Here is a 14,669-nt window from a genome sequence, read left to right as displayed (position 1 = left end):
CGCGTGACTGCCGACATCGCCCCTGAGCACACGACCGCAGGCAAACTCGCCGATCTGCGGGCCAAGCTGGAGATGGCCAAGGAGCCCGGTGGGGAGCAGGCGATCGCCAAGCGTGCCGCTAAGGGTATCTGCTCGCCGCGCGCACGGCTGGAGATGCTGTTCGACCCGGGGACCTTCGTCGAGGTCGGCGGGCTGGTCAAGGCGCCGGGGGCTTCCGAAGCCGGCTACGGCGACGGTGTCGTGACCGGTCACGGCCTGGTCTTCGGCCGCCCGGTGGCCGCCTTCAGCCACGACCAGACCGTGATGGGCGGCAGCGTCGGCGAGATGTTCGGCCGCAAGGTCTCGACGCTGATGGAGTGGGCCGGCAAACTCGGCTGCCCGATGGTGGGCATCAATGACTCCGCCGGTGCGCGCATCCAGGACGCGGTCACCTCCCTGGCCTGGTACGCCGAGATGGGCCGGCGCAACGATCTGCTGTCGGGGCTGGCGCCGCAGGTCTCGATCATCCTGGGTAAGTGCGCCGGCGGTGCCGTGTACACCCCGGCCAACACCGACATCCTGGTCGGCGTCGAGGACAAGAGCTACATGTTCGTCACCGGCCCGGAGATCCTCAAAGCCGTCAACGGCGAGGACATCTCGGCCGAGGATCTGGGCAGTGCCCACAACCAGGCCCGCTGGGGCAACATCCACCATGTCGCCGCCGACGAGAAGGCCGCCTTCGAGTGGGTGCGAGAATACCTGCAGTACATGCCGTCGAGCTGCTGGGAGACGCCGCCGGTGATCAATCCGGGTCTGGAACCCGAGGTCACCGACAGTGACCGCGAGCTCAATACCTTCATGCCCGACAGCGACAACGCCGGCTACGATATGCGCGACATCCTGGTCAAGCTGTTCGACGACGGCGCCTTCCACGAGATCGGCGAGCTGTTCGCGCCGAACATCCTGACCGGTTTCGCCCGCGTGGACGGCCACAGCGTGGGTGTGGTGGCCAACCAGCCCAGCGTCATGGCCGGCACCCTGGACACCGACGCCTCGGAGAAGGCGACGCGTTTCGTCCGCATCTGCAATGCGTTCAACATTCCGCTGATCTTCCTGGTCGACACCCCCGGTATCCTCCCGGGGCTCGTCGAGGAGGAGAAGGGCACGATCCGGCGGTCCGGCAAGTTCCTGTACGCCTACGTGGAAGCCGATGTCCCGAAGATCACCGTGGTGCTGCGCAAGGCTTACGGCGGCGCCTATGCGGTGATGGGCTGCAAGCAGCTCGGTGCCGATATCAACTTCGCCTGGCCGACGGCCAAGATCGCGGTGATGGGTGCCGAGTCGGCGGCGGTGCTGCTGACCCGTAAGCAGACCGAGGGCTTGTCGGCCGCCGCGGCCGACAAGGTGCGCCGGGACTTCATCGACTTCTACAACGTGATGATGGCCAACCCCTATCTCGCTGCGGAGAAGGGCTACATCGATGCGGTGATCGAGCCGGCACAGACGCGGCTCCAGCTGCGCAAGGCCCTGGCTCAGCTGCGGGACAAGAAGGTTCTGCGCGCACCGCGCAAGCACTTCCTGATGCCCATCTGACTGGGCTCGGGATGTGTCCCTGCGCGCGAGCGTATTCGCCGTGCGCGCAGGCGCGACCCGTTGTCCGCGCCCTGTGACCACCGGACGGTCACGCGCCTCGGAGGTCGTTGCCGGGATGACGGCGACCTCCGAGGCGCGTGAGGGTTACCGGATCACCTGCCTCGCAGACCCCCGCACGGGGCCTGGCGAGGCGAGTACGCCGGCCCGGCAGCGGTCAAGCGGCTACCGGTCCAGGGCTCAGTAGCCGGCCGAGCGCATCGGTGCCCGGCTCTGCAGCCCGCTGACCGTCCGGTAGCCCAGCTCCAGCTCCGCGGGCTTGGCCTGCGGAACCAGCGGGGTGTACCGCTGCAGGGAGCCCCAATCGCGCGACCAGTTGTTGCGCAGGTAACTGGGCACCAGAGTGCTGACCAGCAGGGCATCGGTGATACCCAGCGGACCGCCGTGGATGCCGGCCTGCCAGGTCTGACTGTTGACCCGGACGGCCTCGGCGTCGGGCATGATCCGCCAGTCCGGCAGCTCGAGCACGCCGTTGCGCACCGCGACCGGACGCTGGCACGGGAACACCAGGCCGGGCAGCCAGTCGATGAGCACCGGATCGGTGCGTCCGACGACCTCTTCGAGCGTCCGCAGGTGCGGTACCCGCGGTGCGGTGAAGGCCAGCCATTCGGCGGTGGCGGCGGCGTCGTCGACCGCGTGCAGCCGCACCAGGGTGGCGCGCGGTGGGGCCTGGCTGAGCGGGAACCGCAGCGTACGCCACTCGGACTTGCTGTCCATGGCGTCGATGCCGAGCATCGGCTCACCGACCGGGACCACGGTGTCGCCGTCGAGACGGGCGAACTGGGCGACCAGCCGTCGTCCGTCGGTCACCAGGTTGTTGCGGTCGACCGCGGCGATCGATCCGGCGGCGGCGACCGTGAGCAGTGGCGCGTCCTCGGGTGCCTGGCCGGCCGGGAAGCCCAGGTCGTACCAGGCGGTGGTCACCGAGGTGTTGCCCGCGGTGCCGTAACTGCCCAGCACCGGGGTGGTGGCCGGGTCGAGGCCGTAGGGCAGTCGCACGCTGCCCGCATCGGCGGCCGGTGCGGTCTGGTCCTCGGCGGTCTCGTCGACCGTGGTCTCGTCTTCGGACTCGGTGTCTTCCACGGGGAGTTCGCCGCTGGGGACCGAGGTCTGCACGCTGTCCTCGTCGGTGGTGTTCCCGGTACGACGGTCCACCGGGTCGATCAGCGTCGTCGAGGGGATGCCGTCGGCGACGAAGCCGTCGTTCTGGGCTCCCAGCGCCGCGCGCGGGGTCGGTGCCGGCCGTCCGTCGACGGCGGCCGGATCCAGGAACGATGCCGCGATATCGTCTTCGACGAGGACATCGTTGGCCAGCGCACACTCGTTGCCGGTCAAGGCGCGCAGGTTCGATTTGGCCCACGACCAGCTGTCGCGCTGCTTGTAGGCGCCGAACACGAACGAGAACAGCATGAACGCCACCACGAACGCCGAGATCACCGGCAGCGGGGAGAAGGTGAACCGGGCCAGGCCGGTCCGGGTGTAGCCGGTGCCCGGCGGCGGGTCGACGTCGTCGCTGCGCAGATAGCACCAGAAGCCGTACAGGGCGGTGATCACCGCCAGGGCCAGCAGCACCCACGCCAGTTTGATGCCGCCGAGGGAGACCGGGGCGTCCCACCACGGCACGCCGTAGCTGCCGACGTACCACCACATGTTGGTTCCCGAGGCCGCCGCGGCGGTCACCATCAGGATGATCGCGGCGAAGAAGGCACGGTTGCTGCGGGCGCGCAGCAGCGCCGGGGACATCATCGCGGCCGTCGCCGCGACGATCGCGGCCCCGATCCCGGCGTAGATGCCCAGGTGATGGGTCCATTTGGTGGGAGTGAAGGAGATGAAGAACATCGTGCCCAGCATCACCGCGATCAGGCGCCACAGCGGTGCCCGCGCGACCCCGGCCGGACTGTGCTTGGCCAGCAGCCGGAAGATCGCGATCACCAGGGCGGTGAACATGATCAGGATCCCGAAGCGGCGCGAGAAGGTCCCGTCGCCGGTCTGCAGGATCAGGAAGTAGTAGCGCTGCGGCTCCTGCCACCATTCGTTGGTGGGGCCCACATCGCTGGCCACTCCGCTGCCCTCGATCAGCGGGCGCAGCGGATGGGAGTAGAAGATCAGGAACAGCACCGAGGTGCCGGCCGCCAGGACCGGCGCGATCATCGGCAGCAGGCCGTCACGGCTCCGGCGGGAGACGATTCCGCGGACCACCGGCCGCAGACCGGCCAGCAGCGCAGCCACAGCCATCAGTCCGCCGGGCGCCACCGCGAAGGTGAAGGCGCCGAAGACCGCGGCGACCGCATACGGCAACAGCCGTCGGGTGGCGATCGCTCGTTCCACCGCACACCAGGTCAGCAGGGCGCCGATCGCCTCGACCGGCTCGAAGCGGATGCCGTTGTTGTACGGCAGCCAGATGGCCAGGAAGACCAGGGCGCCGGACCAGACGGCTGCCGAACTGTTGCGGACGCTGCGCCCCAGCCGCGGGATCACTTCGCGGGAGAGGATCCACCAGCCGAGCAGGCCGAGCAGGAATGCCGGCAGCCGCAGCCACGGCGTGGCCACGCTGATGCTCGTCATCCACGACAGCACCTGATAGGGCCAGCCGAACGGATCCTGCGGCACCCCGAAGTAGCGGAAGTAGTTGTCGGCGTAGCCGGCTTCCTCGGTGATGCGTGCGACGGTGATGTTGTAGCCGTCGTCGGAGGTGTTACCGCCGATCAGCCACCACAGGGCCAGCACGGCGAAGACGACGACGTCGGGGCCGCGGATGGTGAACCAGCCGCGCGGCAGGAATCGTTTGTGGACACGACCGTCGCGACTGTCCAGGACGGCCAGGGCGATCAGCGACAGCAGGGTGGAGACGATGCCGATGATGATCAGGGCGCGCTTGAGGGGGCTGGGCCGGTTGACGAAGCGCGTATCGATGTCGGCGGTCAGGTACAGGCCGGCGCGATCGGTCTGGGCGGGCAGATCGGAGAAGACACCGACGATCTGGGGCCGCATATCGGGGTCGTCGCTGCTGTAGCGGGTTTCGTCCCCGTTCGTCGGGTTCGGGCCGGTCCCGTCCGCACCGGCCCCGACGACAGCAGCCGAGACACCCTCGCCGTCGCCGCGCAACTCGATCATGCAGTCCGGATCGGACTGGGCGGCGGCGCGCGGGACGCTCAGCAGCACCACATCGCGAACGGTCACCGCCAGGTCGGACTCGGTGGCGCGCACGAACATGCCGCGGGCACCGGCTTGTTTACCGGTCTGCGGGATCGTCGAGACGAGCACGCCGCCGGTGGCCGGCAGCTCGGCGGCCAGGCTGCAGGGGACGGTCATCTCCATCGAGGTCGGCACGAAGGCGACCAGCGGCGCGGTCACATCGGAGATGACGTCGTTCTGCGGCCAGTTCAGGGTGGCGCTGCGCTGTTCGACCGGCAACAGCGGGGTCGCCAGGGCCAGGAGCAGACCCAGCAGACCGAAGACGGTCGCGGCCAGTTTGGTGACGCGGTAGCCGTCCCGGGTGGCAAACGCCCAGCGGGACGACGATACCGGCGTCGCTGGCGCTGTCGCCGGGGCGTCGGCCGGAGCCGATCCGCCGGGGGAGTGGTCGGGCCTATCGGTCATTTGCCCTCCAGTCGGATGCTGCCGGTGCGTGACAGGCCCCAGCGGGTGTCCTCACCGATCGTCGGGCGTGCGACGACGGCGTCGGGTGCCAGCGGGGTCAGTCGTTCCAACGAACCCCAATCGCGGTGCCAGTCATCGCGTAGATAGGTCGGGACGGTCTCCGCGCGGGTGGTCGCCTCGCTGATCGAGAGCAGTCCGCCGCTGCTGGCGGCCATCCAGTTCTTCGAGTACAGGTTCATGCCGACGAAGTCGGGCAGGATCCGCCAGCGGGGAACATCGGCGATACCGTGCCGGATCGTCATCGGCTGCTGGCACGGGAAGAAGGCGCCCACGCCGACGTCGATCAGGGTCGGATCGTCCGAACCGACCAGGTCCTGCAGGGTCTGCAGCTTCGGTGCCCGCGGCGGGGTGATCGCCAGGAACTGCATCGGACCCAGGTTGGTGTCGTCGAGCACCAGGCGCATCGCGGTGGCCTGCTCCGGTGCCGCCGACATCGGGACGCGCAGATTGCGCCACGGCCGGTTGGCGACCACCGGCCCCGGATCGATGGGCAGCACATCGGCGCCGAGCTGTTCGAAGCGCCCGTCGCCGCCCTGGCGGCCGAACTGCACGACGATGGACTGGCCGGGCACGCGGACGCCCTGGGCGTCGATGGAGGCGACGGCGCCGGCGGTGGCGAAGACCAACAGCGGTGAGGCGTCGCGTTCGGGCAGCTGATACCAGCCGGTGCGCAGGTGGGCGTTGGCCGGATACCGGTAGCTGCCCAGCACCGGGGTGGTCGCCGGATCCAGCCCGAACGGCAGGGCTGCGCGGGAGCCGTTGACGGTCTGCGGTCCGGTCCCGCCGGCGGTGCCGGCGCCGAGGGTGCCTTCGGTGGCGAAGTTGGTCCACGGTTTGGCGCCGATGTGCATCCGGCCCGGACGCGAGGTCACCTTGTCGGTGAGCAGACTGTCCGGCACGCCCTCGGGACTGAAGCCGACGCTGCCGGTGCCGGTCAGGGCCTGCGTCGCCGTCGCCCCGCCGACCGGGGTCAGCAGATTCGCATTGGGATCGGGTTCGGCGAGCACCTGGTCGGCCATCGCGCAGGAGGACCCGCTCAGCGACTTCACATTGGTGGTCAGCGCGGTCATCGCCGGGGAGCGGTCGACGACGGCCTTGGCGAAGAACGCCAGCGTCACCAGTACCGTGCCCACCGCGATCACCGCGATCGGCGCGCTGGACACCGCCAGGCGGCGCCGGTCGCCGGCACTGTCGGGCTGTCCCTGGCGGTGGTGGGCCATGCCCTTGTTGGTCACGTAGTCCAGTCGCAGCGTCTGCCACATGGCCAGAGCGGCGGCGATCGCCGACAGCACCAGCAGGATGGTGGCGACCTCGATGCCTGCCAGTGACGGCGGACGGTCGAACCAGGCGATGCCGTAGTCGTAGACGTACGGCCAGGAGTTGTAGCCGACCGAGACCACCGCCATCGCGAACAGCAGGGCGGTGACGAAGACGGTCAGATTGCGTGTCGAGCGGGCCGCGCTCTGGGCCACCGCCAAGACGGCCAGTGCCGCCACGGCTGCGCCGACGCCGGCGAAGATCCCGAAGTGGACGGTCCACTTGACCGGGATGAAGAACCACAGGAGCAGGGTCAGTCCGATGGTGCCGACCAGGCGCCAGGCCGGACCGGATACGACGCCGTCGATCTTGCCGCGGCGCAGCAGAATCGCGGCGGTGGCCAGCAGTGCCAGAAGCAGCAGGAACACCGGGATCCGGCGGGCCACCGCGCCGTCGGGGGTGGTGACCGACAGGAAGTAGTACCGGACGAACTCCTGGAACCAGGGGATCGTCGGCCCGACCGTGTAGCGGACCTTGATGGCTTCGAGCACCGTCATCAGCGTCTGATCGCGGAAGACGACGACCAGCACCACCGCACCGGAGGCGACGATGGGGGCCACCAGTGCCACCAGGCCGTCGCTGCTGCGGCGCGCCGCCAGGACCTGCACCAGCGCGCGGGCGCAGACCAGCAGCACGGCCAGCCCGATCACGCCCTGCGGCGCCAGGGTCAGGGTCAGCGCCGCCAGCAGGGCCGCCAGGGCCGCCGGGAACAGCTGCCGGGTGGTGATCGCCTTCTCGGCGGCCCACCAGGTCAGCAGGGAACCCAGAACGATGATGCCTTCGGTGCGCATGCCCGAGCAGAACGGCATCCAGAAGGTGAGGAAGACCGCGGCCGCGGTGCCGGTGGCCCACCGGCTGCGCACGACGGTCTCGCCGAGCCGGGGCAGCACCACGCGGCTGACCAGGAACCAGGACGCCAGCCCGGCGATCAGGGCAGGCAGGTGCAGCCACACCAGCGCCGTGGAGATCGACGACCACACCGCCAGGAAGCTGTAGTACCAGTCGAACGGGGCCTCGGTGATACCGAAGTACCGGTAGTAGTTCGGCAGATAGCCGGCGTCGTGGGAGACCCGGCCCATGTTGAGGATGTAGCCGTCGTCTTGGGCGCCGGCGCCCAGGAACAGCCACACCAGCAGGATCGCGGTGACGATGAGGTCGCTGGCGCGCGGCCGGAACGAGCGGACCCAGGTCGTCAGCCGCGCCGAGGCGCGGCGAACCCGGTAGCCGCCCAGACCGTCGAGGCAGAACAGCGCGAACAGGGCCAGCGCGGTGGCGACCACGGCGATCACCATGACGATGATCTTCAGGATCGACGGAGTCGACTCGTAGCGATTGTCGACGGTGATGTCGGCCCGCAGCCCGGCGTCGGCCATCGCCTTCACCTGCTGGGTGGTCAGCGAGGTGAACAGGCCGTCGACCTGCGGCCGGGTCTGCGGGGGAAGCAGCTTCTGGGGTCCGACGCCGACGAACTGGGCGCCGGTGCCGGTCGGGGTGGAGAAGATGTGCAGATGCCGGCAGTCGGGGGAGTTCAGCTGCTCGATCGAGGCGCCGGCGGCCGCATTGGCGCGGAACAGCACGGTCACCTGATCGCCGCGGCTGGTGACCTGCAGGGCGCTGTTGGCCAGACGGTTGGCGCCCGGCGGCATGGTGGCCAGCAAGGTGCCGTCCTGATCGGCGGCGGCCCGGGCCAGCGGTGCGCACGGGATCACGATGTCCAGTGCCTGCGGGGTCTGCGCGATCAGTGGCGCCACGATCGACGGATCGTCGGCGTTGAGTTCTTGTCCCTGCGGCCAGGTGATGGCGGCCGCGGTGGTCGACACCGGCAGGAACGGCACCAGAATCGCGGCGAGGACGCCGACCAGTCCGGCGACCGCGGCCAGCAGCCGGGCCTGCGGGGCGGACAGGGGCGCCGAGGGCGTGGGACGCTCGGGTTCGGCGGGCTCAGTCGTCGGGGCAGGCACGATCACTCAGGTTAGTCGAACCCGGCCGATGCATCCCACACCAGGACCGGGTTGTCCCAGACTCACAGTGTGGGCCCAGGCTCATGGGTCGACCCGGGACTCCCGGGTGGGCTCAGTGCCGGATCGGTGCCGGACTCCACAGACCGCTGCGCACGCGGGTGGCGTAGTCGATCACCGCGGGGCGGGCATCGTCGTACGGGGTATAGCGTTCCAGCGCGCCCCAATCCCGGCCGATGTCGCCCTGCAAGTAGGTCGCGACGGTGTCCGGCCGCTGCGTCACCTCCAGCCAGCCGAGGGGGCCGCCGCCCTGGGCGCTCTGCCAGGCGCCGACCGCGGCCGCCAGATCGGCGCCGGGCTTGATCCGCCACTGGGGCATCTCGGCGACACCGGCGTGGAAGTTGAACGGACGCTGGCAGGGCACCACCAGACCGGAAGTCCAGTCCACGTGCACCGGATCGGTGGAGCCGACCGTGTCTTGCATGGTGCTCATCTGCGGTAGCCGCGGTGGCGTGACCACCATGTAATGGTCCGGCGCCAGGCTGTGGTCGTCGGCGACGATGCGGATCGCCGTCAGGTCGTTGGGCAGGCCCGCGGTGTCGATCCGGACGTTACGCCAGGCGGTGGTGGGACCCGGATCGATCATATCGATCGCACCGGTGGGGGACAGCTGCCCGTCAAGGGTGTCGGCGCCGACCGGCTGGTCGGTGTACTCCAGCTGCAGTTCGCCACGCGAGAAGTTGCCGGCCACCGAGAAGGTGATCAGCGGGTAGTCGGCGTAGTCGGCGGGCAGCCGATACCAGCCGGAGGTCAGGTCCGCCAGGGTCTGGGCGCCGTCGGAGTAGCTGCCCAGGACGGCGGTGCGTGCCGGATCCAGACCGAAGGGCAGCGCGGCCAGGCTGCCGTTGACGCCCGGGGAGGCCAGGGTGCCGCCGCCGGTGCCGCCGCTGTTGGCGATCAGCAGATCCGGGTCGGCGTGCGCCGCTCCGGCCAGTACACCCAGGCTTCCGGACGAGGCCTGCACCTTCACGTCCTCGGGCACGCCGTTGGCGGTGAAGGAGATGGTAGCCGGGCGGTCGCTGCCGGCCGGTTGGGACGACGGCCCGGCGAGCGGATCGCGCAGGGTGCCGTCGACCGGGGTCAGCAGGTAGTCGCTGGGATCTTCTTCCACCCAGATCTTGTCGGCCATGCTGCACGGCCGGCCCAGCAGCGCCTCGAAGTTGCTGCGCGGCACCGAGTACGAGTTGCTCTGGTTGATACCGGCGACGATCGCGGTGATCACCGCGAAGGCCACCAGGGCGCCGCCGGCGAAGCCCATCGGTGCGCGGGCGGGGAGGGTCAGGATGCGGCGTGTCCGGCTCGGCCGGGTGTGGGCGGGGTCGTCGTGGCCGGGGTCGGTTCCGGCGAACGGCTCCCGCAGGTGGAACCACAGGGCCACGGCCAGCAGCAGCAGCGTCAGGTACAGCAGGACCTGCCCGACCATCGCACCGGCGATGGTCACCTGCCACACGCCCCACGGCATGCCCCACGCCGAGGAATAGTAGTAGGAGTTCGGGCCGGTCAGGGCCAGGCCGGTGATGAAGACGACCAGGGCCGCGAACAGGGTGCGGTTGCGTCGGGAATGGGTGGCTTCTGCGCTGGCGGCGATCGTGGCCAGCGCCGCCAGGGCCGCGGCCAGTCCGGCGAAGACGCCGAAGTGATGCGTCCACTTGGTCGGGGTGAAGATCAGGAACAGCAGCGAGGCGAAGATGATGCCGACGATGCGTTGGGCCGGTCCGGCTGCGGTACCGGGGATCCGGCCCTTGCGGATCAGGACTGCGCCGGCCACCACCAGCGACAGCACCATCGCCAGCACGGCGAAGCGGCGCATCACCGAGCCGTCGGCGGAGAAAGCGAACAGCGACGAGTAACGGCTGATCTCGTTGTACCAGTTGGCCGACGGGCCGACATCGGTCTTCATCGCCGAGCTCTGGGTGAAGGCGGCCAGTGTCAGGTTGGTGAAGACGACGAACAACACGAAGGTGGCCGCGGCCAGGATCGGGGCGATCAGACTCAGGTAGGCGCGGGTGCGCGAACTCCCGGTCGCCTCGGCCACGGCGCCGGCCCGTCGCACCAGGGCCAGCAGCATCGGCCGGGCCCCGGCGACCAGGGCGGCGACGGCCAGGACCCCCGTGGGTCCGGCGGCGATGGAGAAGGCGGCGATCAGACAGGCGACCGCGGCCGGCAGGAGTCGGCCGGTGGCGATCGAGCGTTCCACCGAGACCCAGGTCAGCAGTGCACCCAGGCAGATGATCGGCTCGGGCCGCAGACCGTTGTTGAACGGGAACCAGTAGGCCAGGAAGATCACGGCCGCGGTCCAGGCCGGGGCCCGCCCCACCGAAGCGGTCCGGCCCAGCCGGGGCAGCACCTCGTGGCTGATGATCAGCCAGCTCGCGATTCCGCAGGCCAGCGCCGGGATCCGCATCCACGGACTGGCGACGGTGACCTGGCTGAGTAGGCCGAAGACCTGGTAATACCAGCCGAAGGGCGACTCGGGGGCGCCGAACCAGCGGAAGTAGTTCGCCGTGTAATCGCTCTCCTGGGCCACCCGCGACATCGTCATCAGATAGCCGTCGTCGGAGGTGTTGGGTCCGACGAAGTGCCACAGCAGCAGCAGGCCGATCACGGTGTAATCGCGCGAGTTCAGCCGCCACCAGCGGGCGGGGAAGAAGCGTCGGTGCCGGCGTCCGTCGGTGGCGTCGAGCCTGGCCAGCGCCGCCAGCGACACGATCGTCATGAGGACGCCGAGGATGATGGCCAGCCACTTGAGCACCGTCGGGACGGTGCTGTAGCGCGAGTCGATCTCCACCTGCGCGGACAGACCGGGCAGATCCTGCGCCGGACCGGACAGGCCGGTGAACAGCCCCGTCAGTTGTGGGCGCTGATCGCCCGAGTAGGGGCTCGAGCCGCTCAGCGGTTCGCCGTCGTCGCCGCGCAGACCGACGAAGGTGGCCGTCACCTGATCGGCGTCGGCGGAGATCTCGAGCCGGGTGCAGTCGGTCGACAGCACCCGGTCCAGCGGTGCAGCCAGGATCGGAATGTTCCGGTTGATCACCTCGACGGTGCGTCCGGCCGTACCGTCGACCGACGCCGCGGCCGGGGAGACCCGCACCGACAGCCCGCGTTCGGCGGCCTTGGGCGACGACGGCGAGGTGGTCGAGAGCAGGATCGTCTGGTCGGCCGGCAGCCGGTCGGCGGCGATGCACGGGATGGTGGCCTGCAGATCGATCGGTGCATACGAGATCAGCGGCGCGGTCACCGATTCGACGGTGTCGTGCTGCGGCCAGGAGATTTCGGCCGTGGTCTGCTCCACCGGGAGCAGCGGAGTCAGCAGTGCCAGAAGGAAACCGGTCAGGCCCGCGATGATGGCGGTGAGTTGGGCCCGCCGGACAGAAGTGAAAGGCACAGGGGCATCGTAGCGATGCCCCTGTGCCGGGGTTGCAGGTGAGGCGCCGGTGCGGCGCCACCCCTGCGTGGGATCAGTTGTCGCCGGTCCAGTTGGCCATAGCCCAGATCACCAGGATGTCGATCGCGATGATCAGGATCGACCACCACGGGGTGTAGGGCAGCCACAGGAAGTTGGCGACGATCGACAGGGCGGCGATCACGATCGCGCAGGCCCGGGCCCACAGGGCGCCACCGAAGACACCGATCGCGATGGCGGCACCGATGATGCCCAGCACGATGTGGATCCAGCCCCACGTGGTCAGGTTGAAGGCGTAGATGTATTCGGTGTCGACCAGCACGAGGGTCTCGTCGTTGGCGACGGCGGCGATGCCCTGGAAGAAGGCCAGGACCGAGGCCACCAGCAGCAGGGCGGCGGCCGCCCAAGCGGTGCCCACGGCCCATGGATTGTTGCGGTTGGGGTCGGTGGAGACGATGCCGGGATCGTTCGGGTTGGTAGTCATATCTGCTGCTTACCATGCACAGGTGCCGAACAAAGGGACATACGAGACTGTTGGGGTTTCTGTGACCGGTTCGCCGCGTAGACTTCACCGCATGTCGATCCCAGCCCGCGAAGCGGGACAACCGCTGCCGATTCTGCTGCTCAACGGGCCGAATCTGAACATGCTCGGCGTGCGGCAGCCGCAGGTGTACGGTTCGGCCACCCTCGACGATGTGGTCGAGCTGGTGCGCACCACGGCCGGTGAGTTCGGCTACCCGGTCGAGGCGCTGCAGACCAACCACGAGGGTGAGATGCTCGACGCCCTGGCCGCCGCGCGCGGAGGGATCAGCGGCATCGTCATCAATCCGGCTGCGTGGACGCACACCTCGGTCGCGCTGATCGATGCGCTGGTGCTGCCGGAGGTGCCGATCGTGGAGGTGCACATCAGCAATGTGCATGCGCGGGAGAGTTTCCGGCACCACTCATACGTCTCCCCGCTGGCGGCCGGGGTGATCGCGGGATTCGGGATCCGCGGCTACGAATTCGCCGTGCGGCATCTGGTGACGCTCGTCTCCTAAATCGCCGAAGCCCGCGGTGACCGCGTAGGGTCGGGACATCGGTGTTCCACACCGCGCGTCGTAGAACGCCCCCGAAGCCGGCCGCAGATCATCTCGCCGCCGATTCGAAGACCTTCCTGCGGCGAACGAATACGCACACCTGCGTGTTCGCCACCTGACTCCTTACGGTGCCGAAAGGTGCATGCCGATTGCGGCATGCGCGCTTCGTGCCGGGACGTCCTTAGCCGAAAAGGCTTGAGCAATGACCGATACCCCCACCTTCGCCTCCCTCGGTGTTCCCGCACCGATCGTCGAGGCCCTGGCCGCCGACGGAAAGACGGCGCCCTTCCCGATTCAGCAGCACACCCTGCCCGACAGCTTGACCGGCCGAGACGTCCTCGGCCGCGGTAAGACCGGCTCGGGCAAGACCCTGGCCTTCTCCATCCCGATGGTGACCCGGCTCGCCGCACTCGGGGTGACCCGCAAGCCGGGCCGTCCCACCGGGCTGGTGCTGGCGCCGACCCGCGAACTGGCCACCCAGATCGCCACGGCGATGGAACCGATGGCCCGCGCGATGGGCCTGCGCGTCACCACCATCTTCGGTGGGGTGAAGCAGACCGGTCAGGAGCGGGCCCTGCGCGGTGGCGTCGACATCGTCGTCGCCTGCCCGGGCCGCCTGGAAGATCTGATGTCCCAGCGCATCGTCTCCCTCGACGAGGTGAAGATCACCGTGCTCGACGAGGCCGACCATATGGCAGATCTGGGGTTCCTCCCCGGCGTCACCCGCATTCTGAACGCCACTCCCAAGGGAGGGCAGCGCATGCTGTTCTCGGCGACCCTGGACAACGGCGTCGACAAGCTGGTCAAGCGGTTCCTCACCGACCCGGTGACCCACTCGCTGGAAGAGGCCACCAGCCCGGTGGAGAAGATGACCCACCACGTTTTCGAGGTTCGTTCGGCGGCCGAGAAGAACGATCTGGTGCAGGAACTGGCTTCCGGGTCGGGGCGGCGCATCCTCTTTATGCGGACCAAGCATCAGGCCAAGAAGCTGGCCAAGAAGCTGACCGCCGCCGGGATCCCCGCGGTGGATCTGCACGGCAACCTGTCGCAGAACCAACGTGACCGCAACCTGGCCTCCTTCGCCGCCGACGACGGCGCGCGCGTGCTGGTGGCCACCGATGTGGCCGCGCGCGGTGTGCACGTCGACGATGTCGAGCTGGTGGTCCACGTCGATCCGCCGGCCGAGCACAAAGCCTTCCTGCATCGTTCGGGCCGTACCGCCCGCGCCGGCAGCGACGGTGACGTGGTGACCGTCTGCCTGCCCGAGCAGCGCGCCGATCTGCGCAAGATGCTGCAGAAGGCCGCCATCAAGGTGACCCCGCAGCAGGTGACCGCCGGTTCGCCGGCCGTTGACGCCCTGGTCGGCGAGCGTGCCCCGTACCGTGAGCCGGCCCCGGCTCCGGCCCCGCAGCAGCAGGCCCCGCGTAAGCGTTCCGGCGGTGGGCAGGCCCGCTCCGGTCGCGGCGGGCAGGGTGGTCGCGGTGGCGCTTCGGGCGGCCGCGGCTCGCGTTCGGGCAGCGGAAGCGCTGCTCGTGGAACCGCCGCCGGCTCGCGCGGACCCCG

Annotated in this window: 7 protein-coding genes; 3 read left to right on the top strand and 4 right to left on the bottom strand. The window is 69.4% G+C overall.

Features of this window, described 5'->3' with window-relative positions:
• The first annotated feature begins 72 nt into the window (after positions 1-72).
• A complete protein-coding gene (locus tag GOHSU_RS11035; protein WP_051139466.1) occupies positions 73-1,572 on the top strand; it encodes an acyl-CoA carboxylase subunit beta in 1,500 nt (499 codons plus the stop codon).
• A gap of 237 nt (positions 1,573-1,809) precedes the next feature.
• On the opposite strand, the gene GOHSU_RS11030 is transcribed toward GOHSU_RS11035, so the two are convergent.
• From GOHSU_RS11030 to GOHSU_RS11015, 4 genes are all read right to left on the bottom strand, one after another.
• The gene (locus GOHSU_RS11030) at positions 1,810-5,229 is read right to left on the bottom strand and encodes an arabinosyltransferase domain-containing protein (protein ID WP_005941321.1); all 3,420 of its coding nucleotides are present in this window, start codon (positions 5,227-5,229) and stop codon (positions 1,810-1,812) included.
• The gene (locus GOHSU_RS11025) at positions 5,226-8,573 is read right to left on the bottom strand and encodes an arabinosyltransferase domain-containing protein (RefSeq protein WP_005941319.1); all 3,348 of its coding nucleotides are present in this window, start codon (positions 8,571-8,573) and stop codon (positions 5,226-5,228) included. The genes GOHSU_RS11030 and GOHSU_RS11025 overlap by 4 nt, the downstream gene beginning before the upstream one ends.
• A 106-nt stretch (positions 8,574-8,679) precedes the next feature.
• On the bottom strand, positions 8,680-12,009 hold the full coding sequence (locus tag GOHSU_RS11020) for an arabinosyltransferase domain-containing protein (protein ID WP_005941317.1): 3,330 nt from the start codon (positions 12,007-12,009) through the stop codon (positions 8,680-8,682).
• A 73-nt stretch (positions 12,010-12,082) separates the two neighbouring features.
• On the bottom strand, positions 12,083-12,511 hold the full coding sequence (locus GOHSU_RS11015) for a DUF7144 family membrane protein (RefSeq protein WP_005941315.1): 429 nt from the start codon (positions 12,509-12,511) through the stop codon (positions 12,083-12,085).
• A 91-nt stretch (positions 12,512-12,602) separates the two neighbouring features.
• Here GOHSU_RS11015 and aroQ point away from each other — a divergent pair, with 91 nt between their 5' ends.
• Positions 12,603-13,067 (top strand): type II 3-dehydroquinate dehydratase, encoded by a 465-nt coding sequence (aroQ, locus tag GOHSU_RS11010; protein WP_005941313.1) that lies wholly within the window; start codon positions 12,603-12,605, stop codon positions 13,065-13,067.
• Between the two features lie 241 nt (positions 13,068-13,308).
• The coding region (locus GOHSU_RS11005; RefSeq protein WP_005941311.1) for a DEAD/DEAH box helicase at positions 13,309-14,669 on the top strand (1,361 nt) is incomplete at its 3' end.

This window comes from Gordonia hirsuta DSM 44140 = NBRC 16056 (assembly GCF_000333015.1).
In the GTDB taxonomy this organism is placed as follows: Bacteria; Actinomycetota; Actinomycetes; order Mycobacteriales; family Mycobacteriaceae; genus Gordonia; species Gordonia hirsuta.
The sequence above is the reverse complement of the archived record's forward strand: the minus strand, read 5'-3'. Positions and strand labels throughout refer to the sequence as shown.